Raw genomic sequence first — 22,593 nt, forward strand, 5'->3', positions numbered from 1 at the left:
TGATGCCTCCGACGGTAAGCGAAGCCTGATCATTCCGCTGGGTGAGTAGGGTCGGCCCATGGCGGAAACAAGTGGGCTGCAGACCCCGCTGTGGCGCGCGATCGCCGTCTACCGCATCGCGGCACTCGTGTACGTCGCGATCCTCGTGGTCCGCAACGTCCAGGTCTACGAGCGGCCGATGCTCGCCTGGCCGGTGCTCGCCCTCACCGCCGCCTGGACCGTCTTCACCACCTACGCGTACGCCGTACCGGAACGCCGCAAGGCGCCGCTGCTCGTCGCCGACCTGCTCGTGACAATGGCCGTCATGGCCTCCAGCGCCTGGATCGTCGGATCCGACGCGCTCAAGGACGGCAAACCCACCCTGGCCGTGGCGTGGCACGTCGCCCCCGTGATCGCCTGGGCGGTCGCGGGCGGAAGGCGCTGGGGCATCGCCGCCGCGCTCGCCATGGGAGCCACCGACCTGGTGGTGCGCAACCACTTCGACCAGGCCGCGTACACCGGCACGGTGCTGATGCTGCTCGCCGCGCTCGCCGTCGGATACCTGGTCGGCATCGCGGAAGTGTCCCAGCGGCGCCTCGAACGCGCCATCCAGCTGGAAGCGGCCACCCGGGAACGGGAACGACTGGCCCGCGACATCCACGACTCCGTCCTGCAGGTACTGGCGCTGGTCAAACGGCGCGGCGCCGGCCTCGACGGGGAAGCGGGGGAGCTCGCGCGGCTGGCAGGGGAGCAGGAGGCGGCGCTGCGGACACTGGTCACGGGGCGTAATGCTGAGCCGGTCGACGAGAAGGCCGACGTGGATCTGATGACGTTGCTGGACCCGTACGCGTCAGCCACGGTGTCCGTCGCGGCGCCGGCCGGGGCGGTCCGGCTACCCTCGCGAGCTGCTTCCGAGATCGCGGCCGCCGTCGCGGCTGCGCTGGACAACGTGACCAAGCACTGCGCGCCCGGGACGAAGGTGTGGGTGCTGGTGGAGGACGAGCCGGCGTCGGTGACGGTGAGTGTGCGGGACGACGGGTGCGGGATCGCGCCCGACCGGCTGGCCGAAGCGGAGTCCCAAGGGCGGCTCGGGGTGGCGCAGTCGATCCGCGGCCGGATCTCGGACATCCACGGGACGGTGCGGATCACGTCCGCTCCTGATCAGGGCACCGAGGTGGAGATGACCGTTCCCCGGTCGTCGTGAGGGCTCCCCGAGGCTCGTCGTAGGGTGGCCACGTGGCGATCAGGGTGATGGTGGTGGACGACCACCCGATGTGGCGGGACGGGGTGGCCCGGGACCTGGCGGCGGCCGGATACGAGGTCGTGGCCACCACCGGGGAAGGGCGGCAGGCGGTCCGGATCGCCGGGGCTGCGCGGCCCGACGTCGTCGTGCTCGACCTGCAACTGCCCGACATCTCCGGAGTCGAGGTCATCAACGGGTTGTTGGCGGCTGTGCCCGGGGTGCGGGTGCTCATGCTGTCGGCCAGTGGAGAGCAGCAGAGCGTGCTCGACGCGGTGAAGGCCGGGGCCTCCGGGTATCTGCTGAAGTCCGCGGGACAGGCAGAGTTCCTCGATGCCGTGGGGCGGACGGCTGCGGGGGACACGGTCTTCACGCCTGGGCTGGCCGGGTTGGTGCTGGGGGAGTTCCGGCGGCTCGCGGTCGAGCCGGTGGGGGACGATGGGATGGCGCCGAAGCTGACCGAGCGGGAGACCGAGGTGCTTCGGTTGGTGGCAAAGGGGCTGTCGTACCGGCAGATTGCGGAACGGTTGGTGCTCAGTCATCGGACCGTGCAGAACCATGTGCAGAACACGTTGGGGAAGTTGCAGCTTCATAATCGCGTGGAATTGACCCGGTATGCGATTGAGAAAGGTTTGGATTAGGGGGTTTTTGCGCCTCTGTTCTGGCTTGCGTTGGGTTGGTCGCGCTTGACCCTGGGCTGGGTGGGTCGCGTACACCCCGGTGGTGGCTGGGGTGGTTGCATGCGGCTGCTGTGCTTGCTGGCCTTCGCTTCGCTCGGCGGGCACTGCGCCCCGGGGAGCCTGTGTCGAGGGCGCCAAAACGAACCACGGCTTCGCCTCGTCCGTTTTGGCGCCCTCGACACAGGCGGGCGCAGTGCGACTTTGGTTGCGGTTCGACCATGGTGGGGCTTGGCTGCCACCGCGCTTTGGGGCGGCCGTTATCAGGTGGGATGCCCGTTGGGGTGGGGCTTTTACCCGCGGTGGTCGGCCCCGTGGGCACGACCGTAGGCACGTGACCGACCCGGGTCGTGGCACGACCGTGGGCACGTGACCGGCCCGGTGGTGGGCGCGGAACAACCCGGGCTTGGCCTTGGGGGGGCCTGCCCGGGTTGCCTTTGTGGGTGTTGTCAGCGGTAGTGGGGGGCGTTGGTTTCGTGCATGGCGGCTTCTTCGGCTGAGGCGCCGCCGCCGGCGGCTCCGGCGTCGTAGGCGATGCTGTCGGGTTCTGTGTCGGTGCCGTAGCCTTCGTCCGGTTCGACGAGGCGGCCTACCGGGGTGGGGGCGTCGTCGTCGAGTTGGCCGTCGTCGTAGAGGGAGACTGCCGAGTTGGGGTCCGAGGTGGGGCTCTGGCCCCAGACGTCGGCGTCGAGGCGGCGCTGCTCCGGGTCGTCGACGGTGTCGTCGAGCGGGTCCCGGCGGGGCGGGAGGGGGTCCTCGGCGCCCACGTCGGGTTCCTCCTGGCTCAGGCGGTAGTCGAGCGATTCGCCCTCGCGCTGCTCCTCCGCGGTGTCGCCGTAGCGGTTCGAGCCGCCCGGGCCGACGCCGGGAAGCGCCGCCGGGTCGGGGCCGTCGGACCAGCGGGGGCTGTCCACCTCGTCGTACGCGTTCGAGTCGTCGTCCGCGGTCTCGGGCAGGCCGGACGCCTCCGGGTCGGACACCTCGGTCGGGAAGTCGTCGTCTCGCATACCCGCTGCTTACCCCCGGGTGTGGCCTGCCATGCCTGCGGCCGGCACATCGTCGTCAGTGGTCGCCGGTGCCGTCGAGGGCCGCCCACACGACCTTGCCGTCCGGGACCGCCAGGCTGCCCCAGCGGTTCGCGACCGAGTCGATCAGGAGCAGGCCGCGGCCGCCGTACGAGGTGACCGGGACCGGGCCGCCGGTGAAGCGCGGCAGATGCGGCGAACGGTCGCGGACGGCCACGGTCAAGCCGGCGCCGTGCAGGCCCAGCAGCACCGTCATCGCCGTACGGGCGTGCGCGACCACGTTGTTGACCATCTCGGTGACGACGATGCACGCCGGACCGGCCATGGCGGGCAGCTCCCAGCGGGCGCACGCCTCCGTGACCAGCTCCCGGGAGCGGCGGGCCGCACCCATGACCGGCTCCAGGGCGGCGGTCAGGAAATGCTCGGGAACCGGCGAGCCGAGGGCCGCGAAGGCCTCCTCGGGGCTGGGCCAGATCGGCAGGCCCGCCTCCTGCCACGTCCCGGAGTCGCCGGTGGCGCACAGCACCAGATGGGCGTTGGGCCAGTCGGACGTCAGCCGGGCCACGTCGCGCAGCACGGCGACCGCCTCCGGGTGGCCCACGGTCAGGTCACGCACGTCGACGACGAGCGCCTCGGGCTGGCCGGCGAGGACGTCGAGGAGGGCTGAGTGCACCGCCGGAGCGGAGTCGGCGTCGAGCACCCCGGCCAGCCGGACGACAAGATAGGTCTGCCCGCCGTCGACCAGGTGTCGAACCTCGCTCGGCATGATCACTCCAGGAGGGGTTGGTCAGTGCACGGACCCGAACGTGTTTAGGACGGTTTGGGGTATTCGGTGCATAAGCGAAGCCTCGTCATGCGCTCGAAGTACCCCGCGGATCGCCGCTCATGCACGGCTCAGCGGGCGGCCGGGTGCAGGCGCGCACGCTCGGCCCGCCGGCCCGATGCCGGCTGGGCGGTCGCGTGGTGGTGCTGCGGTTCGGCGTACCTGGTCAAAGCGATGACGGCCGCGAGCGTGACGACGAAGCCGATCCCCGCGAGCCACTCGCGTCCGGGATGGATGCGGTCGCCGAGCAGCAGCAGGCCGACGATCGCGGCCGGCACGGCGCCGGCGGCGTCCATCGCGGCGACTGCGGCGGTGGTCGAGCCCCGCTGCATGGCGAGTCCGAGCAGCAGCTGACCGACGATCGAGTGGGCGATCAGCAGGTAGAGCAGCGGGTCGGTGCAGAAGCCGGCCACCGACTGTTCCATCGCCAGCGGACGGGCCGCGATCGCCGCGGCCGAGAACGCGATGCCCGCCAGGGAACCGAGCACGACGGAGCCCATCGCGCCGTGCAGCCGTACCGCGAAGAAGCCCAGCACCCCGATGACCGCGACCGCGACGGCCAGGCCGATCACTCCGGAGGCCCCGAGCTGGCGCGAGTGCGCCGGCTGAGCCGACAGGACCAGCGCGGTGATGCCACCGAGCAGCAGCGCGAGCAGCGCCACCTCCGCGACCGGCAGGGTCCACTTCAGCAGCAGGACGCCGAGCAGGGCCGTGACCCCGAGGCCCGCCGCCACGCTCGCCTGCACCAGGAACAACGGCAGGTCGCGGCGGGCCAGGAACGCCAGGACGAAGCCCAGGACCTGGCAGACCAACCCGAGCAGGTACGTACGGTGACAGGCGAGCCGGACCAGCAGCTGCGGGTCGAAGGTGTGATGGACGCTGGTCCGCGTGGCGGCCACGGACTGCAGCAGGTTCGCCACCCCGTACGCGGCGATCATCGCTGCGAGGAACAACCAGCCTGCGGACATCACCTGAGCGAGGATAGACCAGCTTCGGAGCGGCTCGGAGGACGAACGGTCCGTCAGGCCCGGCCGCGGGCCAGCCGGGCGAGGATCTCCTCGTGCAGGTGACCGTTGGTAGCGACGGCACTGCCGTCCCCCGGCGCCCGCTGTCCGGCCAGATCGGTGAAGGCGCCGCCGGCCTCGACGACGATGGGGATCAGCGCGGCCACGTCCCACAGCGACAGCTCCGGCTCGACCATGACGTCCAGGGCGCCCTCGGCCAGCAGCATGTAGCCGTAGAAGTCCCCGTAGGCGCGGCTGCGCCAGGTCGCGCGCATGAGGTCGAGCATCGGTGCGAGGTAGCCGGCCTCCTCCCAGCCGGTCAGGCTCGAGTAGCAGAAGCTGGCGTCGCCGAGCTTGCGCACCCCGGACACCGACAGCTTGGTGGCGGCCCGCTGGTGCTTGCCCGCGTACGCCCCGTGGCCGAGCGCGCCCCACCAGCGACGGCCGAGGGCCGGCGCGGAGACCAGCCCGGCGACCGGCCGCTCGCCCTCCATGAGGGCGATGAGCGTGCCCCACACCGGGACGCCGCGGATGAAGTTCTTGGTGCCGTCGATCGGGTCGATCACCCAGTGCCGGTTGCCCGCCCCGGCCGGCGCGGTGGAGCTGCCGAACTCCTCGCCGATCACGCCGTCGCGCGGCCGGGCGCGGCTCAGCGTCGCCCGGATCGCCTGCTCGACGGCGGTGTCGGCGTCGGAGACCGGGGTCAGGTCCGGCTTGGACTCGACGTGCAGGTCGAGAGCCCGGAACCGGGCCATGGAGATCGAGTCGGCGGTGTCGGCCAGCAGGTGGGCGAGCGCGAGGTCATCGGCGTACGAAGCCATGCGGGCAAGGTAGCCGATCGTCACTCGGCCTGGTCGCGCACGTCCAGCTCCCCGGCGCGGCTGCTCAGAAGCCTCCGGTACGACGCCAGCCGGCGCGGGTCGGCCTTGCCCGCCGCGACCCAGGCATCCAGCGCACAGTCGACGTCGGTGCCCGCGTGCCCACAGTTGGGCGGGCAGTCCACCGTGCCCTCGACCAGGTCCGGGAACCCGTGCAGCAGGCTCTCCGCGCTCACGTGCGCCAGGCCGAAGCTGCGGATCCCGGGCGTGTCGATGATCCAGCCCGGGTCGCCCTTCTTCTTGACCCGCGGCAGGCGCAGCGCGACCGCGCTGGTCGACGTGTGCCGGCCCTTGCCCACCGCGCTGACCACGCCGACCGCCCGCAGCGCGTCCGGCACCAGCCTGTTCACCAGCGTGGACTTGCCGACGCCGGAGTGCCCGACCAGCACCGAGATGCGGTCGGCGAGGTGCTCGCGCAGCTCGCCGAGGTCGCTGTCCGGCTCGACCAGCACGTACGGCAGGTCCAGCTCGGCGTAGTAGTCGAGCACCGCGGCCGGGCCGGCGAGGTCGGCCTTGGTCAGGCACAGCAGCGGCTCGACGTCCGCGTCGTACGCGGCCACCAGGCACCGGTCGATGAAGCCGGTCCGCGGCGGCGGGTCGGCCAGCGCGCTGACGATGACGAGCTGGTCGGCGTTGGCGACCACGACCCGTTCCAGCCGGCCCTCGGGCGTGGTGTCGTCGTCGTCCGCCGTGCGCCGCAGCACCGAGGTGCGTTCCGCGATGCGCACGATGCGGGCCAGCGCGCCCGGTGCCCCGGAGACGTCGCCGACCAGCGCGACCCGGTCGCCGACGACGACGGACTTGCGGCCGAGCTCGCGGGCGCGCATCGCCGTGACGATGTCGGCCTCGCTCTCGGCGTCCTCGCGGACGCAGCCGTAGCGGCCGCGGTCGACCGTGATCACGAGCGCGTCGACGGCATCCTCGTGCTTGGGCCGGGTCCGGGTACGCGGGCGCGACGACCGGCCCGGACGGATCCGGACGTCGTCCTCGTCGTACTCCCGCTTGCGCGCCGGCAGGTCAGCCCCCCGTCACCAGGCCGGCCCAGAGCTCGGGGAACTCGGGCAGGGTCTTGGACGTACACGCTACGTCGGTGAGCGCGATCCCCTCCACGGCCAGGCCGATGACGGCGGCGGCGTGGGCCATGCGGTGGTCCGCGTACGTCTCGAAGGTGGCCGCCCGCAGCGGGCCGGGAGTGATCTCCAGGCCGTCGGGGTGCTCGACCACCCCGGCGCCCACCTTGCCGAGCTCGCGGGCGAGCGCGGCGATGCGGTCGGTCTCGTGACCCCGGATGTGCGCGACGCCGCGCAGCGACGACGGCGAGTCGGCGAGGGCGGCCAGCGCGGCGACGACCGGGGTCAGCTCGCTCACCTCGGACAGGTCGGCGTCGATGCCGTGCAGCCGGCCGGTGCCGCGCACGGTGAGCCCGTCGTCGCTCTGGCTCACCTCGGCGCCGAGGTCGGTGAGCAGGGCGCTGAGCACCCCGACCGGCTGCCAGCTCTCGCGCGGCCAGCCCGCCAGCGTCACCGTGCCCCCGGTCACCATGGCCGCGGCGAAGAACGGTGCCGCCCCGGAGAGGTCCGGCTCGATCTGCCAGCTCCGCCCGCGCAGCGGTCCCGGCTCGACGGTCCAGACGTCCGGCACGCTCTCGTCGACGCTCGCGCCGGCCGCGCGCAGCATGTGGGTGGTCATCCGCAGGTGCGGCGCCGACGGTACGGGCGGGCCCTCGTGCCGCAGCACCAGGCCCTTCGAGAAGCGCGGTGCGGACAGCAGCAGGCCGGACACGAACTGGCTGGAGCCCGAGGCGTCGATGACGGCCGAGCCGCCCGGCAGCGTGCCGGTGCCGCGTACGACGAGCGGCAGCCCGCCCGTGGGCGACGCGTCGATGTCGGCCCCGAGGGACCGCAGCGCCTCGACGATCGGCCGCAGCGGACGGTTGCGGGCGTGCGGGTCGCCGTCGAAGGTGACAGTGCCCTCGGCGAGCGCGGCCACCGGCGGGGCGAAGCGCATGATGGTGCCGGCCAGCCCGACGTCCACCGTGGCCGGACCGCGCAACGGGCGTGGCTCGACCGGCCAGGTCTCCGTGCCGGAGGTGTCGATCCCGGTGCCGAGCGCCTGCAGTCCGGCCGCCATCAGGGTGGTGTCGCGGGCGCGCAGCGGCCGGCGGATCTGCGAGGGTCCGTCGGCGAGGGCGCTCAGCACCAGGGCCCGCGCGGTCATCGACTTGGAGCCCGGCAGCCGCACGGTGGCGGCGACGGGTCCTTCGGCGACGGGCGCGGTCCAGGGCCGGGGTTCTGCGGTCACGGCCCCATTCTGCCGTGCCCTTTCGGGGAGTTTGCTTCGGTACGGCCCCGACGGGTCAGCAGGCGCATCGGCGCGGGCGTAGGGTCTGCGGGCATGTGCGGGCGATACGCGACGACGAAGAGCGAGGCCGACCTCGGCGAGCTCTTCGATGCCGTCGCCGTGGCCGAGGCGCCCGCCGCCAGCTGGAACGTGGCGCCCACCGATCCCGTTCCGCTGATCCGCATGTCGCAGCGCCAGGACGGCCGGGTGGTCGACACCGCGCGCTGGGGCCTGGTGCCGCCGTGGGCCACCGACCTGCGTGCCGGAGCTCGCATGATCAACGCCCGGTCCGAGACCGTGGCGACCTCCCCGGCGTTCGCTGCGTCCTTCCAGCGCCGCCGCTGCCTGGTGCCCGCCGACGGCTGGTACGAGTGGGTGCGCACGGGCAAGCAGCGCCAGGCGTATTTCATGACCCCGCTGGACTCGTCGGTCCTGGCGTTCGCCGGCATCTGGACGATGTGGCGGGGCGAGACGCTGACCTGCAGTGTGCTGACCACGGCCGCGCTCGGCGGGCTCAAGGCCGTGCACGACCGCATGCCGCTGATCCTGCCGCGGGAGCGCTGGGAGCCCTGGCTGGCCGGCGGCGGTGATCCGGGTGAGTTGCTGCGTCCGCTGTCCGAAGCCGCGCTCGAGTCGATCGAGGTGCGCCCGGTCCGCCCGGATGTCGGAAATGTGCGTAACAACGGTCCGCAACTGACGACTCCGGAGGCCGCTCCCGAGAAAGCGGCGACCCTCTTCTGACGGGTCACGTTTTTAGATCGAAAGGCTGTCCGAATTGCCGCATCTCGGCAAAAGGTGAGGGATCTTTGCCCTTAATGCGAGCATTTCTCTCTGCCAACTTTGTTTCGAGATAGACAAGACCCTTGTTCTGATCTTCCTCCGTGCGATAGAAACCAGCGCCGGTGTGGTGACGGTGCGCACGGTGCGGATCGCCTCGCCACGGCTCTACCGGTACCCACGGGGGAGGTGGGCTGATGACACGTGCTCGTATGCCGCGTCCACACGAAGTCGCCATCGCAAGGCGTGATCCGAGGCTTCTCGCAGCGATCGAGGAGCGCCGATCCGACGAGGCCTGGCGCACACGCGGCGCCTGCCGCAGCGTCGACCCGGAAACGTTCTTCCCGGCTCCGAACGAACCCACCGAGGGCGCGGTAGCGCTCTGCGGCACCTGCGACGTCCAGGGACCGTGCCTGGCGTGGGCGCTGCAGGTCGGCGACTGTCACGGGGTCTGGGGCGGCACCACGCCGCGGGAGCGTCGCGCGATGCTCGTCGCCTGGCGCGAACGGGTCCAGCCCAACGGCGACCCGGTCGACGACGGGCCGGACGAGGAAGACCGCCGCTTGCTCACCTTGGAGCCGGTCAGCCGGTAACCATAGGAGCTGTGCGCAGCTTCGAGATCGACACACCGCGGGGGCCGGCGCGGGTCCAGGTCGTGGATCCCGCCGGTCCGCCCGTCAGCCTGCTCGTGCTCGGCCACGGCGCCGGGGGAGACGTGGACGCGCCGGACATCACGGCCGTGCGGGACGTCGCCGTCGCCGGCGGGGTGCGGGTGGTCCTCGTGACCCAGCCCTACCGCGTGGCCGGCCGCCGTGCCCCGGCGCCCGCGGGCCACCTCGACGAGGCGTGGACCGCCGTCGTGGGCGAGGTCCGGGACCAGGCGCTTCCGCTGATCCTCGGCGGCCGCTCCAGCGGGGCCCGGGTCGCCTGCCGTACGGCGTCCGCGCTCGGTGCCGCCGGCGTCCTCGCGCTCGCCTTCCCGCTGCACCCGCCCGGCAAGCCCGACCGCAGCCGGGCGGACGAGCTGCCCGCCACGCTGCCGACCCTGGTCGTCAACGGCGACCGTGACCCGTTCGGCGTGCCCGAGCCCGTCGGGGCCGTCGAGGTGGCCGTACGCCCCGGAGCCGTCCACGACCTCCGCCGCGACCTGCCCGGCACCGCCGAGATCGTGGCCGGATGGTTGCGCCGGCACCGCTGGGCGCGGTAAGGCGGAATGCGGACATGCAAGTTGCGGTTACACCACCCGGATGATGCAAGTCGGAAGGGGTTGATGAGGTGCGAGCCGGATTCGCCGAGCGCGACGGCCTGCAGGCGCGCAAGGTGCAGCAGCTGCTGCACTCACCCGAGTGGCCCGCGGTGTCGCCGGCGCTTGTCGCCCCATCGGTGAGCGTCAGCACACCGGCGGTTTTTGAGTCTGCTGACGGGGCACTACCCGTATCCTCGGCGGGGCGGTCGAGGGGAGACGTGCGGGTGACGCCAACAGAGCGGGTAGGACGCGGCGAGCGGACCGAGGAGCGCAGGGCGCGCTTCGAGCGGGACGCGCTGCCGTTCGTCGACCAGTTGTACGCCGCAGGGCTGCGCATGACGCGTAACCCGGCGGACGCCGAGGACCTGGTGCAGGAGACGTTCCTGAAGGCGTTCTCCGCGTTCCACCAGTTCGAGGAGGGCACCAACCTCAAGGCGTGGTTGTACCGGATCCTCACCAACACCTACATCAACTCGTACAGGCGCAAGCAGCGCCAGCCCGTGCAGGCGCCGACCGAGGAGATCTCGGACTGGCAGCTCGCCTCGAGCGAGTCGCACACCTCCGCGGGCCTGCGCTCGGCCGAGACCGAGGCGCTGGACCGGCTGCCCGACAGCGACATCAAGGACGCGCTGCAGCAGCTGCCCGAGGAGTTCCGCCTGGCCGTCTACCTCGCCGATGTCGAGGGTTTCTCGTACAAGGAGATCGCCGACATCATGGGTACGCCCATCGGAACCGTCATGTCCCGCCTGCACCGCGGGCGCCGCAACCTGCGCAAGCTGCTCGAGCAGTACGCCGTGGACCGCGGCATCACCCGCAGCTCCACCACGCCTGCCGCACAGGAGGCGTGAGCGACGTGAGCGACGAGGACCACAAGACCGACTGCAGCGTCGTCATCAGCGAGGTCTACCTCTACCTGGACCTGGAATGCAGCGACGAACGCCGCAAGCTGATCCAGAAGCACCTGGACGACTGCTCCGACTGTCTGCGCGAGTACGGTATCGAGCACGAGGTGAAGGCGCTCGTCGCCCGCTGCTGCGGCGACGAGACGGCGCCGAAGGAGCTGCGCGACCGGCTCCGGCTCAAGCTGAGCGAGTACGTGGTCGAGGTCGAGAGCCACGAGTACCTGCCGTAAAGGCTGCCCGACACGACAAGGGCCCGCAGCGTTGCGCTGCGGGCCCTTCGTCACTCCACGGCTCAGGAGTTGGGACGCTTGCCGTGGTTGGCGGAGCTCTTCTTCCGAGCCTTCTTCTTACGAGCCTTCTTGGCCATGTCGTTCTCCTGTGGTCCGGTGAAGTCCAACCCGCCGATGGTAATGGGCGCCCCATATGCCCCCGCGGGCGCTCCGTGATTGGATACGGTCACCCCGACAGCGTTGACGGAGAGGACTGCACCATGGCCGACGAGATCCGTGCCGAGATGGTGGCCAACGTGTGGAAGGTCGTGGCGGCGCCCGGCGCCGACGTGGCCGAGGGCGACACGCTGGTGATCCTCGAGTCCATGAAGATGGAGATCCCGGTGATCGCCGAGTCGGACGGGAAGGTCTCCCAGCTCGCGGTCCACGAGGGCGACGTGGTGCAGGAGGGCGACCTCATCGCCGTCATCGAGTAGGGCGGTTCAGCGGCCGGAGAGCCAGCGCCGCAGCCGGCCCGCCACCCGGCGACGCTGCCGCGGGATCAGCGGGCCGGTGTAGTTCTCCTCCGCCTTGATGATCGCCGTCGCGCGCTCCCGGACCGCGGGTGCCATGTCCGGAGTCGCGAGCGCCAGGTGGGCGATCGACCAGGCCAGCCCTGCCGTGGCGGCCGCCTCGTCGAGGCGGCCGGCGACCAGCGTGGCCACGTCGGTGCGCGCGGACGGGTCGACCCAGGCGTACGTGACCAGCGCGAAGAGTGCCGCCTCGGTGATCCGGTCGAGGCCGCCCGTCGCCAGCTCGACCAGCAGCCGCCGCCGGCTCGACTCCGCCCACGGTTCCTCGGTGCCGTGGTGCAGCAGCCCCAGGCAGGCCCACACCTGGGCGCACCGGCTCCACAGGGCCGGGTCGTGGGCGGCCAGCGCCCGGCCGACCTCGTCGTCCGGTGCTTCCGGCGGGGCGGCGACCAGCGCCAGCAGGTCCTCCGGCTCGACCAGGACCAGGCCGAGCGCGGCGTCGTACGCGGCCGGCGGGCTCGGCCACAGCGGGTGTGCCACCCGGCGGAGCCGCTCCACCGCCGCGGGGCTCGGCGCGCCGGCCACGAACGGCTCGCGCTCCGGGTCCGGCGGTGTGTCGGGAGCCGACGGCACCCGGCTGAGCCAGGGCTGGTCCGCGCAGCATTCGGCCAGGTCGGTGTGCTCGTGGGTGTCGTCGATGTGGTCACGCTGGAAGTCCGCGAGCCGCACCAGGTGGGCGAGGTCGCCGTCGGCCCGGTAGCGCAGGCGGTGGCCGGTGTGGACCGCGCAGTCGTCGTCGGGGTTCTTGGCGAGGGCCCGGTCGATCCAGGCCAGGGCGTCGTCCATCCGCCCGTGGTCGGCGAGGGTGCCGGCGATGTCCGCGTACACGGAGAGGTCGTCGGGGTCGTACATGACGGCTCGGCGCAGCGCCGCGAGGGACTCCGGGATGCGGCCCGCGGTGCGGTAGGCGTACCCGAGCCAGATCTCCGCCAGTTTCGACGGCCGCAGCCGCGCTCCCCGGGCCGCCCACTGCACCGCCTGCGGGGCCTCGCCGAGCCGGCGCGCCAGCGCCGAGCCGGCGCCGAGCAGCAGAGCGTGCTCGGGGTGGGCCTCCACGGCATGGCGCACCAGCGTCAGGTACGGCCGCAGCGCCGCCTGACCCGCCTCGGGCGCCGGATCACCGACCGCCGTGCACAGCTGCATGACGATCCGGGCGAGCAGGCCGGGATCCATGCGCGCGCCGAGGTCCGGATCGCTGACCCAGGGCACGCCGGCCCAGTCGACGCCCGGCGTGTGCCCGCTCGCCGCCGCCAGCAGCGGCAGACCGTCCTCGGGGCGACCCGCCGCGGCGAGCAGGTGTGCCCGGGCAACCACCGTGCCCACGAAGGCGTGCTGCTCGAGCGGGAACAGCTCGAGGCCGCCGTCCTCGCGGGCGGCCAGGCGGCTCAGCAGCTCGTGGATCTCCGGCAGTGTCGGCGCGTGCGCGATCGCGCCGGCCAGGTGATCGGCGGCGTGATGCACCTCGCCGCGCTCGAGGGCCGCGCGGGCCTGCTCGAGGTCGCGGTCGGCGGAGCGCCGGGGGTCGTCCATGGCCAAGCCCTTCTCACCGCGCGGGCCTCGTGCGAGCTGGTGGCACGCGGTATGCCACCGACGCGAGCCTAGGCGACGACGCTCGATATGTCAGTCCCGTCCATGTGCGCAGTCGTGCTCAATACGTTGCGATACAGCGTCGAAACGTGCAAGAATGAGCACCGTACGAGCGAGAGTGCGCAGCAGGGGAGGATCAGTGACGCAGCGAGGCCAGGGCATGGCGGCCGACATCGCCGAACAACCGGCGGGCTATGCGAGATTGCTCGAGGGCGAGCCGGCATCCGCCATCGCCGCGGTGGCCGCCCGGATCGCCGACCAGCGGCCCAAGCACGTGGTTTTCGTCGGCCGGGGCACGTCCGACCACGCCGCGCTCTACGGCGCCTACCTGACCGAGATCCGCCTCGGCATCCCGGTCGGCCTGGCGTCGCCCAGCGCCATCACGCTCTACGGCGCCCGGCCCGACCTGACCGGCGCGCTCGTCGTCGGGGTCAGCCAGAGCGGCGGCTCGCCCGACCTCACCGAGGTGCTGAAAGTCGCCCGGGAGAGTGGTGCCCTCACCCTCGCGGTGACCAACAACCCGGCCTCCACGCTGGCCTCCACCGCGGAGCTGTCCGTCGACGTGGCCGCCGGGCACGAGCGCGCGGTCGCCGCCACCAAGACGTACACCGCCGAGCTGCTGGCGCTGCTCCTGCTGGTCGAGGGCATCCGCAACGGCGACGGCACGCTGCCCGCCGACGAACGCGGGGCGCTGGAGAAGCTGCCCGCACTCGCCGAGCAGACGCTGGGCGAGCGAGGGGCCGACGAGCTGGCCCAGCGCTACCGGTTCGCCTCGCGGATGGTCACCACCGGCCGGGGGTACGCGTACCCGACGGCCCGCGAGACGGCGCTCAAGCTGATGGAGACGTCGTACCTGCCGGCGCTCGCCTTCTCCGGTGCCGACCTGCTGCACGGCCCGCTCGCGATGACCGACCCGGACGTGCCCGTGCTGGCCGTCGTGGGCAACGGCCCCGGCGGCAGCTCGATGGCCGACGTGGTCACCCGGCTCGGCGAACGCCGCGCCGACGTGGTGACGATCGGCGCCCACGACATTCCCGGTGCGGCCGGCCGGCTGGCCGTCCCCGAGGTCGACGAGCGGTACGCCCCCCTGCTCGACATCCTCCCCCTGCAGAAGCTGGCCCTCGCCCTGGCGCTGGCCCGCGGTGAGGACCCGGACGCACCCCGCGGGCTGAAGAAGGTCACCGCCACCCTCTGATCACACGGCGCGCGGCGTGGACATGGCAGGCTTGGTCCGTGTCCACGCTGCGCGATCTCGCCGAAGAGCACACCGCCCTCGGTCCGGCCGACATCGACCACCTGACCCGGCTCGCCGGCGACTGGCAGCTGCTGTCCGACCTGTCCTTCGCCGACCTGCTGCTCTGGGTGCCCGTGCGCACCGAGCCGGGCCGGCCCCGCGACTTCCTCTGCGTCGCCCAGGTGCGCCCGACCACCGCGCCGACGGCGTACCAGGACGACCAGGTGGGCAAGATCGTCGGCGGCCCGGAGGTGGCCCACCTCGACATCGCGTACGCCCAGGGCCGCATCTGGCGCGAGGGCGACCCGGTCTGGTACGGCGACACCCCGGCCCGCCACGAGGCCATCCCGGTCCGGCTGCGCGGCGAGGACGAGAACATCGAGGTCGTCGCGGTGATCGGCCGCGACACCAACCTCTCCACCGCCCGTACGCCCAGCCAGCTCGAGCTGAACTACCTGACCACCGCCGACGACCTGGCCCAGATGGTGGCCGACGGCACCTTCCCCCCGAAGCGGCACCAGGGCGAGACCACGTCGGCGCCGCGGGTCGGCGACGGCCTCATCCGCCTCGACGCCGGCGGCAAGGTCACCTACGCCAGCCCGAACGCCCAGTCGGCGTACCGGCGGCTCGGCTTCAACGCCCACCTCGTCGGCGAGGAGCTGTCGGTGCTCTCCAGCCGGCTCGCCGCCGACCCGCTGGAGGGTACGGACGCCGCCGAGCGCATCCTCACCTCCCTGCGCGGCGAGTCACCGCCCCGCAAGGAGGTCGAGGCCCGCGGCGCCACGGTGCTGATGCGCGCCCTGCCGCTCATGCCCGCGGGGGTGCCGATCGGCGCGCTGGTGCTGGTCCGCGACGTGACGGACGTCCGCCGCCGGGACCGCGCGCTGATGACCAAGGACGCGACCATCCGCGAGATCCACCACCGGGTCAAGAACAACCTGCAGACCGTCGCGGCCCTCCTGCGGCTGCAGGCCCGGCGGGTCGACGCGCCCGAGGCCAAGATGGCCCTGGAGGAATCGGTACGCCGGGTCGCCTCCATCGCCCTGGTGCACGAGACCCTCTCCATGTCCAGCGAGGAAGCGGTCGAGTTCGACGGCATCGTGGACCGGGTGGCGACCGCCGCCACCGAGGTCGCGGCCACCGAGATGACCGTGAAGATGCGCCGCGAGGGCACGTTCGGCGTCCTGCCCGCGGAGATCGCCACATCGCTGGTCATGGTCCTCAACGAGCTGCTCATCAACGCGGTTGAGCACGGCTTCCCGGCGCCGCCCGAGGAAGGCGGCCCGTCGGTCACCCCGCCGGAGCCGGTCGGTGAGGTGGTGGTGTCGGCGCACCGCTTCCGCAAACAGCTGCACGTCACCGTCGCGGACAACGGCCAGGGGCTGCCGGAGGACTTCAGGGCGGACGCGAGCGGGCGCCTCGGCCTGCAGATCGTCCGGGCCCTCGCCACCGGCGAGCTGCGCGGCAGCATCGAGCTGCGCAACCGCGCGGGCGGCGGCACCGAGGCCGTCCTCGTCGTACCCCTGGGCAAACGCTAGATTGAGCGCCCGGCAGGCGGGTACGCGTCGACCATGACCGATCCGAATGACGATCTCAGCAGCGTGGCCGACCCCGGCTCGATGAGCGACTCCGAGGACGGCGGCGGCGACCTTTCCTACGACGAGGTCCACCAGGCCGACGAGGGCGGTCCCGGGATCCCGGGCGAGGCCGCGGACGGTTTCGCGGCGCAGGAAACCCCACCCGACTGACCCTCCTAGCGCCGGACGAACAGCACGATCGTGAAGCCGTCCACCCGGGTTTGCAGTGCTTCCTCGTAGCCGGCCGTCAGCGCCGCACGTTGCGCGTCGGTGAGCTGATCCGTCACGCCTGCCCGGCGTCCTGTCTCCAGATTGTCCCCGCTCACGGTCCAGATCCGGTCCGTGCCGCGAAGGCAGGCGGCCGGGTCCGCGCATTCGGTCGCCCACAGGGACGCGCTGGCCACCTGGTCGCTCTGCAGCAGCACGTCCCGGGGCGCGTCCGCGCCGAGGTAGCGGTGCAGGGCGATGTCGGTGAAGTGCCAGCCCTGCCGTGGCGCGTAGATGATGCCGTCGCCCGGGCGGGCGTTCGCCTCGATCACCGCCGCTGCCCGCCGGTAGTCGAAGGGCGAGTGGCTGCGGCGGATCTCGTCCTGCACCGGGAGTCCGATCAGGCCGAGCGCCACCACGACGGTCACGCCCACCGGCAGGTGCAACCCGGTCAATGCCTGCCCGGCCAGTGCGCACAGCAGCGGCACCACGAAGAACAGGTAGCGGCCGACGAACATCGGCGTGACCAGCTGGTCGACGGCGTACAGGACGAGGACCGGGAGCAGCGCCGAGAGGAACAGCGGCACCGCCGGGCGTTCGCGAAGGGCGGTCACGGCCAGCGCGCACACCGCGCCGCCGATCACCCCGGACAGGAAGACCGTCTGCGCGATGGTCGCCAGGTCGGCGGGTTCGGCCGCGAACAGCCAGCTCAGCTGCAGCCCGCGCTGTCCGAGGCCGAGCAGGGTGAATGGCAGCATCCCACCGGCCGCCACCACGACCGCCGTCAGCCATCGCAGCAGCAGCCGGCGGTTCATCGTCGCCACCGTCACCGCATGGCCTAGGACCAGCAGCAACGCGACCTCGTGGGACCACCCCAAGAGCAAGATCCCGATTCCGTACGCGAGCCAGCGCCGCCACCGCGCACCGTCGAGCGCCCGGATCAGCAGCAGGGTCGACAGGGCGGCGAAGAGGCCCGCGAAGGCGTACCCGCGAGCCTCCTGCGCATAACGGGACACCACCGGCACCACGGCGACCATGAGCCCGGCGAGGAGCGCGGCCTGCGTGCCCCACAACCGCCGAGCGAGCAGAGCGGTGACCGCGGCCGTGGCCGTGGCGGCGAGCAGCGACGGTAGCCGCAGGGCGAGCGCCGAGTCGCCGGCCACCCGCACCGTGACGTGCTCGAGCAGGTAGTACGGCAGCGTCACGCCGTCGATGTGCCGGCCCAGCGCGAAGATCTGTGGCACCGTACGCGTCGCCGCACTCCAGGTGGCGAGCTCGTCCCGCCACAGCTGAGGCTCCGCCGCCCGGTACGCCACCACGAGCCCGGTCACGACCGTCGGTGCGAGCCAGCAGAGCAGCTGCGCCAGGCGCGACACGCGGACGTCCGTGCCGGCCACGGGTGCCGGCAGCGGCGGTGCCTCGCGCGTCAGCGTCGTCTGCACCACCTCAGGCTCGCAGGTCAGGCTGTGTGCCGCTCCGTTCCCGGGGAATCGGGGGCGTTCGATGGGGTAGGCGGTCGAAGGGTGGGCGCCGACACACTCCCGAAATCTGGACCGCACTGGCCGAGAATGGCCGCGCGTGAGAGGCTTACCGGCATGACCGCTGCAGTTGACCGCCGCTTCGTGGCCCGGCGCCACGTCGACTACGGCCGTGTCCGCAGCGCGATGTGTCCGGCTTCCTGACGCCGCCCGACTGATTTATCGGGCGCGCACGACGCGCCGGCTTCCTCCAGACACTGATGTCGCGGGATCTGCCGTGAGCGTCCTCGCGTGCCCACGAGTCCCGGAGGATCGCCGACATGGCGCCCAGCAACACCCCCGCAGCGCCCGCCGCCGCCCGCCCCCGCAAGGCGCGCGGCGAGGGCCAGTGGGCGCTCGGACACCGCGAGCCGCTGAACCCGAACGAGCGGATGAAGAAGGACGACAACCCGCTCAACGTCCGGGCCCGGATCGAGAACATCTACGCCCACACCGGCTTCGCGGGCATCGACCCGCAGGACCTCCGCGGACGTTTCCGCTGGTGGGGCCTCTACACCCAGCGCAAGGCGGGCATCGACGGCGGCCGGACGGCCGTGCTCGAGCCGCACGAGCTCGAGGACGAGTACTTCATGCTCCGCGTCCGCATCGACGGCGGCGCGCTCAACCTCGCCCAGCTGCGCACCATCGCCGAGATCTCCACCGAGTTCGGCCGCGACTCCGCCGACATCACCGACCGGCAGAACATCCAGCTGCACTGGATCCGCATCGAGGACGTGCCGGAGATCTGGCGCCGGCTCGAGGCGGTCGGCCTGGAGACCACCGAGGCGTGCGGCGACTGCCCCCGCGTCGTGCTGGGCAGCCCGGTCGCCGGCATCTCGACCGAAGAGGTCGTCGACGCCACGCCCGCGATCGACGCCATCGTCGAGCGCTACCTCGGCGACACCCGCTACTCCAACCTGCCCCGCAAGTTCAAGACGTCGATCTCGTGGCTGGCCGACACGCCGCACGAGGTGAACGACATCTCCCTGCTCGGCGTCGTGCACCCGCAGCACGGGCCCGGTTTCGACCTCTGGGTCGGCGGCGGCCTCTCCACCAACCCGCGCCTCGCCGAGCGGCTCGGCGTCTGGGTGCCGCTGGAGGAGATCCCCGAGGTGTGGGAAGGCGTCGTCGGCATCTTCCGCGACTACGGCTACCGGCGCCTGCGCAACCGCGCCCGGCTGAAGTTCCTGCTCGCCGACTGGGGCGTGGCGAAGTTCCGCGAAGTCCTCGAGAAGGAATACCTCGGCCGCGCCCTCATCGACGGGCCGCCGCCGGCGCTGCCCGAGAAGCCGATCGATCACATCGGCGTGCACAAGCAGGTCGACGGGCGTAACTACGTCGGCGCGGCGCCGGTCGTCGGGCGCACCTCCGGAACGCAGCTCAGCCGGCTGGCCGACCTGGTGGCGGCGCACGGATCGGACCGGGTACGCCTCACCCCGTACCAGAAGCTGTTGGTTCTCGACATCGCCGACGACCAGGTGGAACCGTTGGTCGCGGGCCTGCGCGGCATCGGGCTGGAGGCCCGGCCCTCGGCCTGGCGGCGCGGCACCATGGCCTGCACCGGCATCGAGTACTGCAAGCTCGCGATCGTCGAGACCAAGGCCCGCGGCGAGGAGCTGGTGGCCCGCCTCGAGGACCGGATCAAGGACTTCGACGCCGACATCTCGATCCACATCAACGGCTGCCCGAACGCGTGCGCCCGGACCCAGGTCGCCGACATCGGGCTCAAGGGCCAGCTGGTCATGAACGCCCACGGGGAGCAGGTCGAGGGCTTCCAGATCCACCTCGGCGGTGGGCTGGGCATGGCGCAGGGCCAGACGGCCGGCTTCGGCCGCAAGCTGCGGGGGCTCAAGGCCACCGCCGAAGAGCTTCCCGAGTACGTCGAGAGGCTCGCTCGTCGCTACCTGGAGGGGCGCACCGACGGCGAGACGTTCGCCGACTGGGTCGTCCGGGCCGACGAGGAGTTGCTCAAATGAGTGACGCCAGGAGTACCCCGCTGTACTGCCCCTACTGCGGCGAAGAGGACCTCTATCCCAACGAGGCCTCGCACGGGGCGTGGGAGTGCCACTCCTGCGCCCGAGTCTTCACGGTCAAGTTCAACGGGCTGCTTTCCAAGGGAGTGAACCGATGACTGTCGTGACCGCCGCCAACCTCGGCCTGGTCAACCTGGGCTCTCCCGCGCCCTCTTCTACGGATCCGACCCGCCGGTCCCGCGCCTCCCTCCAGGCGCTTGCCGCGGAGGGCGCCGCGCTTCTCGCGGACGCGCCGGCCGAGGAGATCGCGCGCTGGGCCACGTCCACCTTCGGGGACCGGTTCTGCGTGACCAGCTCGATGGCCGACGCGGTCGTTGCGCACCTCTTCTCGCGCGTCGCGCCCGGCGTCGACGTGGTCTTCCTCGACACAGGCCTGCACTTCCCCGAGACGCTGAAGATCCGCGACATCGTGGCCCGCACGATGGACGTCAACGTCCGCTCCATCCGGCCCCGGATGACCGTCGGCCAGCAGGACGGCGAGTTCGGCCCCCGGCTCTTCGCCCGCAGCCCCGACGAGTGCTGCTACCTGCGCAAGGTCGAGCCGCTCGAGCGCGCCCTCGCCGACTACGACTCCTGGGCCACCGGCCTGCGCCGCGACGAGTCCCCGACCCGCGCGAACACCCCGGTCGTGGCCTTCGACGCGAAGAAGGGCAAGGTCAAGGTCAACCCGATCGCGGCGTGGACCCAGGCCGACGTCGACCGGTACATCTCCCGCTGGAACGTCCCGGTCAACGAGCTCTTCAAGAAGGGGTACGGCTCGATCGGCTGCTGGCCCTGCACCCGGCGTACCAAGGCCGGCGAGGACCCGAGAGCGGGCCGCTGGGCGATGTTCGAGAAGACCGAGTGCGGCCTGCACCTGTGACTGGCGTCGTCCTCGTCGCCCACGGCAGCCGCGACCCCCGCGCCGGCCAGGCAACGGAAGCGCTGGCGTCGGCGGTGCGTGCCCGGCACCCGCAGTGGGACATCCGAGCCTCGTACCTCGACCACAGCGTGCCGCGGCCGCGCCAGGTCCTGGCATCGTTCGAGGCGGCCGGGCATCAGCGGGCCGTCATGGTGCCGCTGCTGCTGACGTCGGCCTATCACGGCCGGGTCGATGTGCCGGGTGAGATCACCGCTGCGCGGGCGGAGGGGGTACGGCTGGACGTCGAGCTGACCGATGTGCTCGGGGTGGCCGGCGGACGGGTGCCGGAGCTGTTGCTGGCTGCCTTGGTGAGCAGACTGGAGTCGGCATGTTCGTCGGCCGGATCGTCGTCGGCGGGCTCTCGTTCGGCCGGCTTTTCGACCGCCGGCGTTTCGACGGCCGCGGTGGCGGCCGGCGGCCTTGACGCGTTGGTGCTGGCGGCTGCTGGGACGCGTAGTGCCGAGGCTCGGGCGACCGTGGAACAGGCCGCGGCGGCGCTCGGTGATCGGCTGGGGCTTCCGTGCTCGGTCGCCTATGCCTCCGCGGCGCCACCGCTGTCGGGCGACGTCGTGCGGGAGCTGCGAGCGGCCGGGCATGAGCGGATCGGGCTCGTGTCGTACTTCCTGGCGCCCGGGCTGCTGTGGGATGCCACGGTGGGGTCGGCGCGAGAGGCGGGGGTCGATGTCGTGACCCAGCCGCTGACCGACGTGGCCGAGCTCGCGGCGCTGGTCTCGGACCGGGTCGCGGGGGTCGTGGCTCGGGCGGAGGCCTTGCACGCGGCCTGATTCCGCCTGGCGGCCTGCCTTGGGCAGGGTGGCGCCGTTCGCTCGGCTTCGTTCGGCCTGGTGGCTTGCCTTCGGGCAGCGTCTTTTGGTGGTGGCGCCGTTCGCTCGGCTTCGTCCGGCCTGGCGGCTTGCCTCAGCAGGTCCTTCAGCGGTGGGCGCTGTGCGGTCGGCGTAGCTGTCGCGACGGGTCTGTTCGGTGCTCTATGACGTGGGTGACAGTGCGTGGTGTCGATGATCACTCGGTTCCCGGGTTGTCGGAGCCGGAAACGCGTGTCGTGGCCGACTGGTGCTCCACATCGGAGAGTGAGCGGTTGAAGACTAATGGTGTCAACGATGGCGACGATTTCGAGATCATTTCGCAAAGGCCGCGTGATCTCATTCGCGCCCCGCGTCGCCATTGCTTGGGGTAATCGGATGGAAACGGTGGATGACCCTGGACAGCACGACGCCCCGGCACCGTCATGGGCCCGGGGCGCGAATGCTGTGAGGGATTGTTCAGGCGGTGGGAGCGCCGACCCGAAGGCCGCCGCGACGCTTGACGGCGCGCCGCTCGTCCTCGCTCATACCGCCCCATACGCCGGCGTCCTGACCCGACTCGAGGGCCCACTGAAGGCACGACTCGGTCACGGGGCACCGGCGGCACACGGCCTTGGCCTGCTCGACCTGCAGGAGCGCGGGGCCGGACGTCCCGATCGGGAAGAACAGCTCCGGGTCCTCGTCGCGGCAGATCGCATCGTGGCGCCAGTCCATGGCGGCAACACTCCTTGTTTCGGATGGGGTAGTGAAAATGGTGCGGACTTACTGACTTACTTTTATCTGCATACGCCGTGACGACCGACGGACAGCGTTCGTACGATCACCAGTGCGTGAGCAAGCTTTGTGCAGGAGGCCGTTTCGCGCCTTCTGGATTAGGAACGCGGGCGAGCGGCATCCGGTTACTTCTTATTGCTTGTGAATGCTTTCACGAACTCCCGCGATGTCAAGGGTAGCGCTCGGAAAATCTCCGGGCGGGTGAGCTAGCTCACGACCCTTTTGTCCGGTTCCGCGGCTTCCCCCGGG

At 71.8% G+C, this 22,593-nt stretch carries 23 protein-coding genes; 14 read left to right on the plus strand and 9 right to left on the minus strand.

The annotated features are described in order from the left end of the window. Nucleotides 1-58 precede the first annotated feature (58 nt). Together AB0J80_RS29720 and AB0J80_RS29725 are read left to right on the plus strand one after the other, a co-directional pair. Nucleotides 59-1,183 carry a DUF5931 domain-containing protein gene (locus tag AB0J80_RS29720; RefSeq protein ID WP_364711383.1) on the plus strand — a complete coding sequence of 375 codons (1,125 nt, stop codon included), beginning with the start codon at nucleotides 59-61 and terminating at the stop codon, nucleotides 1,181-1,183. Between the two features lie 47 nt (nucleotides 1,184-1,230). Further along, on the plus strand, nucleotides 1,231-1,860 hold the full coding sequence (locus AB0J80_RS29725; RefSeq protein WP_364711718.1) for a response regulator transcription factor: 630 nt from the start codon (nucleotides 1,231-1,233) through the stop codon (nucleotides 1,858-1,860). A 485-nt stretch (nucleotides 1,861-2,345) separates the two neighbouring features. On the opposite strand, the gene AB0J80_RS29730 is transcribed toward AB0J80_RS29725, so the two are convergent. The 6 genes from AB0J80_RS29730 to aroA all read right to left on the minus strand — a co-directional run bounded on the left by AB0J80_RS29730 (nucleotide 2,346) and on the right by aroA (nucleotide 7,927). Beyond that, nucleotides 2,346-2,903, minus strand: a complete 558-nt coding sequence (locus AB0J80_RS29730; protein ID WP_364711386.1) for a DUF5709 domain-containing protein — start codon at nucleotides 2,901-2,903, stop codon at nucleotides 2,346-2,348. 55 nt (nucleotides 2,904-2,958) lie between these two features. Then, nucleotides 2,959-3,687 (minus strand): ATP-binding protein, encoded by a 729-nt coding sequence (locus AB0J80_RS29735; RefSeq protein WP_364711388.1) that lies wholly within the window; start codon nucleotides 3,685-3,687, stop codon nucleotides 2,959-2,961. A gap of 128 nt (nucleotides 3,688-3,815) precedes the next feature. Next, nucleotides 3,816-4,715, minus strand: coding sequence for a hypothetical protein (locus AB0J80_RS29740; RefSeq protein ID WP_364711390.1), 900 nt, complete (start codon nucleotides 4,713-4,715; stop codon nucleotides 3,816-3,818). Nucleotides 4,716-4,765: 50 nt separating this feature from the next. Next, entirely contained in the window at nucleotides 4,766-5,569 is an 804-nt protein-coding gene (hisN, locus tag AB0J80_RS29745; protein ID WP_364711392.1) for a histidinol-phosphatase, read from the minus strand. Between the two features lie 20 nt (nucleotides 5,570-5,589). Further along, nucleotides 5,590-6,642, minus strand: coding sequence for a ribosome small subunit-dependent GTPase A (gene rsgA / locus AB0J80_RS29750; RefSeq protein WP_364711721.1), 1,053 nt, complete (start codon nucleotides 6,640-6,642; stop codon nucleotides 5,590-5,592). A 1-nt stretch (nucleotide 6,643) separates the two neighbouring features. Further along, nucleotides 6,644-7,927 carry a 3-phosphoshikimate 1-carboxyvinyltransferase gene (aroA, locus tag AB0J80_RS29755; protein ID WP_364711395.1) on the minus strand — a complete coding sequence of 428 codons (1,284 nt, stop codon included), beginning with the start codon at nucleotides 7,925-7,927 and terminating at the stop codon, nucleotides 6,644-6,646. 93 nt (nucleotides 7,928-8,020) lie between these two features. Between aroA and AB0J80_RS29760 the strand changes: the two genes are divergently transcribed. The 6 genes from AB0J80_RS29760 to AB0J80_RS29785 all read left to right on the plus strand — a co-directional run bounded on the left by AB0J80_RS29760 (nucleotide 8,021) and on the right by AB0J80_RS29785 (nucleotide 11,597). After that, the gene (locus tag AB0J80_RS29760; RefSeq protein ID WP_364711397.1) at nucleotides 8,021-8,707 is read left to right on the plus strand and encodes an SOS response-associated peptidase; all 687 of its coding nucleotides are present in this window, start codon (nucleotides 8,021-8,023) and stop codon (nucleotides 8,705-8,707) included. Between the two features lie 233 nt (nucleotides 8,708-8,940). Continuing rightward, complete coding sequence (locus tag AB0J80_RS29765) at nucleotides 8,941-9,336, plus strand: WhiB family transcriptional regulator (protein WP_364711399.1); 396 nt, start codon at nucleotides 8,941-8,943, stop codon at nucleotides 9,334-9,336. 2 nt (nucleotides 9,337-9,338) lie between these two features. Beyond that, nucleotides 9,339-9,950: an alpha/beta family hydrolase gene (locus AB0J80_RS29770; RefSeq protein ID WP_364711724.1), complete on the plus strand. Its 612-nt coding sequence runs from the start codon at nucleotides 9,339-9,341 to the stop codon at nucleotides 9,948-9,950. Nucleotides 9,951-10,018: 68 nt separating this feature from the next. Next, nucleotides 10,019-10,837: a sigma-70 family RNA polymerase sigma factor gene (locus tag AB0J80_RS29775; protein ID WP_364711402.1), complete on the plus strand. Its 819-nt coding sequence runs from the start codon at nucleotides 10,019-10,021 to the stop codon at nucleotides 10,835-10,837. A gap of 5 nt (nucleotides 10,838-10,842) precedes the next feature. After that, the gene (gene rsrA, locus AB0J80_RS29780) at nucleotides 10,843-11,121 is read left to right on the plus strand and encodes a mycothiol system anti-sigma-R factor (protein WP_364711725.1); all 279 of its coding nucleotides are present in this window, start codon (nucleotides 10,843-10,845) and stop codon (nucleotides 11,119-11,121) included. A 260-nt stretch (nucleotides 11,122-11,381) separates the two neighbouring features. Next, nucleotides 11,382-11,597 (plus strand): biotin/lipoyl-binding carrier protein, encoded by a 216-nt coding sequence (locus AB0J80_RS29785; protein ID WP_364711405.1) that lies wholly within the window; start codon nucleotides 11,382-11,384, stop codon nucleotides 11,595-11,597. Between the two features lie 6 nt (nucleotides 11,598-11,603). On the opposite strand, the gene AB0J80_RS29790 is transcribed toward AB0J80_RS29785, so the two are convergent. Next, nucleotides 11,604-13,223: a tetratricopeptide repeat protein gene (locus AB0J80_RS29790; RefSeq protein WP_364711408.1), complete on the minus strand. Its 1,620-nt coding sequence runs from the start codon at nucleotides 13,221-13,223 to the stop codon at nucleotides 11,604-11,606. 217 nt (nucleotides 13,224-13,440) lie between these two features. Here AB0J80_RS29790 and AB0J80_RS29795 point away from each other — a divergent pair, with 217 nt between their 5' ends. From AB0J80_RS29795 to AB0J80_RS29805, 3 genes are read left to right on the plus strand one after another with little or no spacing between them, the layout of a single operon-like run. After that, nucleotides 13,441-14,475, plus strand: a complete 1,035-nt coding sequence (locus tag AB0J80_RS29795) for an SIS domain-containing protein (protein WP_364711728.1) — start codon at nucleotides 13,441-13,443, stop codon at nucleotides 14,473-14,475. Between the two features lie 38 nt (nucleotides 14,476-14,513). Then, nucleotides 14,514-16,052, plus strand: a complete 1,539-nt coding sequence (locus tag AB0J80_RS29800) for a histidine kinase N-terminal domain-containing protein (protein WP_364711411.1) — start codon at nucleotides 14,514-14,516, stop codon at nucleotides 16,050-16,052. Between the two features lie 33 nt (nucleotides 16,053-16,085). Beyond that, nucleotides 16,086-16,262, plus strand: a complete 177-nt coding sequence (locus AB0J80_RS29805; RefSeq protein WP_364711414.1) for a hypothetical protein — start codon at nucleotides 16,086-16,088, stop codon at nucleotides 16,260-16,262. A gap of 5 nt (nucleotides 16,263-16,267) precedes the next feature. Here the strand turns inward: AB0J80_RS29805 and AB0J80_RS29810 are convergent, their stop codons facing one another. Then, nucleotides 16,268-17,740 (minus strand): glycosyltransferase family 39 protein, encoded by a 1,473-nt coding sequence (locus AB0J80_RS29810; RefSeq protein ID WP_364711417.1) that lies wholly within the window; start codon nucleotides 17,738-17,740, stop codon nucleotides 16,268-16,270. Between the two features lie 356 nt (nucleotides 17,741-18,096). On the opposite strand from AB0J80_RS29810, the gene AB0J80_RS29815 reads away from it, so the two are divergent. From AB0J80_RS29815 to AB0J80_RS29825, 3 genes are all read left to right on the plus strand, one after another. Continuing rightward, nucleotides 18,097-19,791 carry a nitrite/sulfite reductase gene (locus tag AB0J80_RS29815; protein ID WP_364711419.1) on the plus strand — a complete coding sequence of 565 codons (1,695 nt, stop codon included), beginning with the start codon at nucleotides 18,097-18,099 and terminating at the stop codon, nucleotides 19,789-19,791. Nucleotides 19,792-19,942: 151 nt separating this feature from the next. Continuing rightward, nucleotides 19,943-20,710: a phosphoadenylyl-sulfate reductase gene (locus AB0J80_RS29820; RefSeq protein ID WP_364711422.1), complete on the plus strand. Its 768-nt coding sequence runs from the start codon at nucleotides 19,943-19,945 to the stop codon at nucleotides 20,708-20,710. Continuing rightward, the gene (locus AB0J80_RS29825; protein WP_364711425.1) at nucleotides 20,707-21,534 is read left to right on the plus strand and encodes a CbiX/SirB N-terminal domain-containing protein; all 828 of its coding nucleotides are present in this window, start codon (nucleotides 20,707-20,709) and stop codon (nucleotides 21,532-21,534) included. Before AB0J80_RS29820 ends, AB0J80_RS29825 begins: the two co-directional genes overlap by 4 nt. A gap of 495 nt (nucleotides 21,535-22,029) precedes the next feature. Here the strand turns inward: AB0J80_RS29825 and AB0J80_RS29830 are convergent, their stop codons facing one another. Next, complete coding sequence (locus AB0J80_RS29830; RefSeq protein ID WP_043524653.1) at nucleotides 22,030-22,284, minus strand: WhiB family transcriptional regulator; 255 nt, start codon at nucleotides 22,282-22,284, stop codon at nucleotides 22,030-22,032. Between the last annotated feature and the right edge of the window lie 309 nt (nucleotides 22,285-22,593).

Source organism: Actinoplanes sp. NPDC049548, from assembly GCF_040676695.1.
Lineage (GTDB): Bacteria > Actinomycetota > Actinomycetes > Mycobacteriales > Micromonosporaceae > Actinoplanes.

Excerpts from the sequence above, each read along its gene's own strand:
- AB0J80_RS29795 (WP_364711728.1), top strand. The coding sequence starts at position 13,441 with ATGGCGGCCGACATCGCCGAACAACCGGCGGGCTATGCGAGATTGCTC.
- AB0J80_RS29785 (WP_364711405.1), top strand. The coding sequence starts at position 11,382 with ATGGCCGACGAGATCCGTGCCGAGATGGTGGCCAACGTGTGGAAGGTC.
- AB0J80_RS29760 (WP_364711397.1), top strand. The coding sequence starts at position 8,021 with ATGTGCGGGCGATACGCGACGACGAAGAGCGAGGCCGACCTCGGCGAG.
- AB0J80_RS29820 (WP_364711422.1), top strand. The coding sequence starts at position 19,943 with ATGACTGTCGTGACCGCCGCCAACCTCGGCCTGGTCAACCTGGGCTCT.
- AB0J80_RS29730 (WP_364711386.1), bottom strand. The coding sequence starts at position 2,903 with ATGCGAGACGACGACTTCCCGACCGAGGTGTCCGACCCGGAGGCGTCC.
- AB0J80_RS29765 (WP_364711399.1), top strand. The coding sequence starts at position 8,941 with ATGACACGTGCTCGTATGCCGCGTCCACACGAAGTCGCCATCGCAAGG.
- AB0J80_RS29830 (WP_043524653.1), bottom strand. The coding sequence starts at position 22,284 with ATGGACTGGCGCCACGATGCGATCTGCCGCGACGAGGACCCGGAGCTG.
- AB0J80_RS29735 (WP_364711388.1), bottom strand. The coding sequence starts at position 3,687 with ATGCCGAGCGAGGTTCGACACCTGGTCGACGGCGGGCAGACCTATCTT.
- hisN (WP_364711392.1), bottom strand. The coding sequence starts at position 5,569 with ATGGCTTCGTACGCCGATGACCTCGCGCTCGCCCACCTGCTGGCCGAC.
- AB0J80_RS29720 (WP_364711383.1), top strand. The coding sequence starts at position 59 with ATGGCGGAAACAAGTGGGCTGCAGACCCCGCTGTGGCGCGCGATCGCC.
- AB0J80_RS29805 (WP_364711414.1), top strand. The coding sequence starts at position 16,086 with ATGACCGATCCGAATGACGATCTCAGCAGCGTGGCCGACCCCGGCTCG.
- AB0J80_RS29725 (WP_364711718.1), top strand. The coding sequence starts at position 1,231 with ATGGTGGTGGACGACCACCCGATGTGGCGGGACGGGGTGGCCCGGGAC.
- AB0J80_RS29815 (WP_364711419.1), top strand. The coding sequence starts at position 18,097 with ATGGCGCCCAGCAACACCCCCGCAGCGCCCGCCGCCGCCCGCCCCCGC.
- AB0J80_RS29790 (WP_364711408.1), bottom strand. The coding sequence starts at position 13,223 with ATGGACGACCCCCGGCGCTCCGCCGACCGCGACCTCGAGCAGGCCCGC.